The 1,818-nt window shown below is 71.0% G+C and carries 2 protein-coding genes and 1 pseudogene; 2 read left to right on the forward strand and 1 reads right to left on the reverse strand.

Going from position 1 to position 1,818, the window contains the following annotated elements:
- Together KBX53_RS31880 and KBX53_RS31885 are read left to right on the forward strand one after the other, a co-directional pair.
- Positions 1–259 (forward strand): annotated as a pseudogene (locus KBX53_RS31880) (hypothetical protein); the annotation flags it as partial.
- Between the two features lie 614 nt (positions 260–873).
- Positions 874–1,194 carry a multidrug efflux SMR transporter gene (locus tag KBX53_RS31885; RefSeq protein WP_030333555.1) on the forward strand — a complete coding sequence of 107 codons (321 nt, stop codon included), beginning with the start codon at positions 874–876 and terminating at the stop codon, positions 1,192–1,194.
- 54 nt (positions 1,195–1,248) lie between these two features.
- On the opposite strand, the gene KBX53_RS31890 is transcribed toward KBX53_RS31885, so the two are convergent.
- Positions 1,249–1,818: cellulose binding domain-containing protein (locus KBX53_RS31890; protein ID WP_210863532.1), on the reverse strand; the 570-nt coding region annotated here is incomplete at its 5' end.

Genomic DNA, 1,818 nt, shown 5'->3' on the forward strand with positions numbered 1-1,818 from the left:
ACCGGTGAACGCGAGTGCGGACGAGTCGGGGCAGCCAACGACGCGGCCGGTGGCCGAGCCGGTGACCACCCTGGACGGTGGGACGGCGAGCGCCGGGGTGGACGGGGAGCCGACAGTGGCCGCCGTTCCGGGCGAGGGTGGCCGGGGCGCCAAGCCCACCAAGATCACTAGCACCGGCGAGAACGGCAAGCGACCCAGTAAGCCGACCACCGACGAGCGCAGCGCCAAGCCCAGCAAGGTCACCCTCGACAAGGACTGACCGCCCCATCCAGGCTTCGAGATCTTGGACACTTTCCGTCAGCGCAGCGCGGAAAGTGTCCAAGATCTACCCGGCCAACTCCCGCTCACGCCGCCACCCCCGGGGAGCGCGGCGAGGTTGCGGCGAGGCGAGGCCGGGGCCGGCGCGGCACAGACCGGAGGCACGAGCACGAGCACGAGCACGGGCACGGGCACGGGCACGGCACGAGCACGAGCACGAGCACGAGCGAGAACGAGCACGGGTGCGGAGCGGGTGCGGAGCGGGTGCGGAGCGGGTGCGGCAGCCTTTGGAGCTGATGCCGTAAACGATTCATCCACCGGGACGGCGTCGGGCGCCCAGCGCATCCGATTCGTTTGCGGCATCAGCTCCAAAGGGGTGCTGTGGCAGATGTGGGGGCCGCGCGGACGTCGCCCCGACGGGGCGGCCGGTTGTCGCGCCGAAGCGCGGCCGGACTTCACGCCGAAGCGCGGCCGGACTTCACGCCGACAGGACGGCCGGGCGTCACGCCGACAGGACGGCCGGGCGTCACGCCGACGGGGCGGCCGGACGTGGACGTCGCCGGCACTAGCCTGGGCAGCGATGGGTTCGTCGACCACAGAGGACCAAGGGGACGCATGGCGTACGTGCTGCTGGGGATCGCGATCCTCGCCGAGGTGCTGGCGACCAGCCTGATCAAGAGCACCGCCGGGTTCACCCGCGTCTGGCCGACGGTGGCCTGCCTCGGCGGTTACGCGGTGGCCTTCGTCCTGCTCGCCCAGGCCGTCAAGGAGATCCCGGTGGGGGTGGCGTACGCCCTCTGGTCGGGTCTGGGCACCGCGGCCATCGTGGCGATCGGGGCGGTGTTCCTGGGTGAGTCGGTGGGGCTCGCCAAGCTCACCGGCATCGCGCTGATCATCGCCGGAGTGGTCATCGTGAACCTGGCCGGGGAGCACTGACCGGACAGGTTCCGGTGGTCGGGACCGACGCGGTCCCGACCACCGGTCCGACGATCAGCTCGCCGTGCAGCTCAGCGTCGGCGCGCTGTTGGTGCCGGTCCAACTACCGAGGAAGCCGAAGCTGGCACTGGCCCCGGCGGTCAGCCGCCCGTTGTACTCGGCATTGCGGGCGGTCACGGTGGTGCCGCTGCTGGTGAGGGCCACGTTCCAGGACTGGGTGACGCTCTGGCCGTTCGCGAAGGTCCACCCGGCGGTCCAGCCGGTGATCGCCCTCGCGCCGGCGGTCACCCGTACCTCAGCCTGGAAGCCGCCCTGCCACTGGTTGGTCACCGTGTACGTCGCCGTGCACCCACCGGCCGGCGGCGGCGTCGTGGGCGGGGGGATGCTGTCGAAGATGCTGGCCTGCCGGGCGGTCTGCCGGATCCCGTTGGCACCATTGAAGAGGCGCTGACCCCAGTCGGTCAGGCTCGCCGGGTTGAAGTTGGTGGCCAGGTCGAGATACTCCACACCGCCGCCGTTACCGCTCCACGACCAGCCCAACCAGCCGATCCCGTTGGCCTGGCTGTACGCGAGGATGGTGTCCTCGTCCGGGTTCCCATCGGAGTGGTTGAAGCCGAACTCACC

It is taken from the genome of Micromonospora sp. M51, from assembly GCF_018070305.1.
Lineage (GTDB): Bacteria > Actinomycetota > Actinomycetes > Mycobacteriales > Micromonosporaceae > Micromonospora > Micromonospora parva.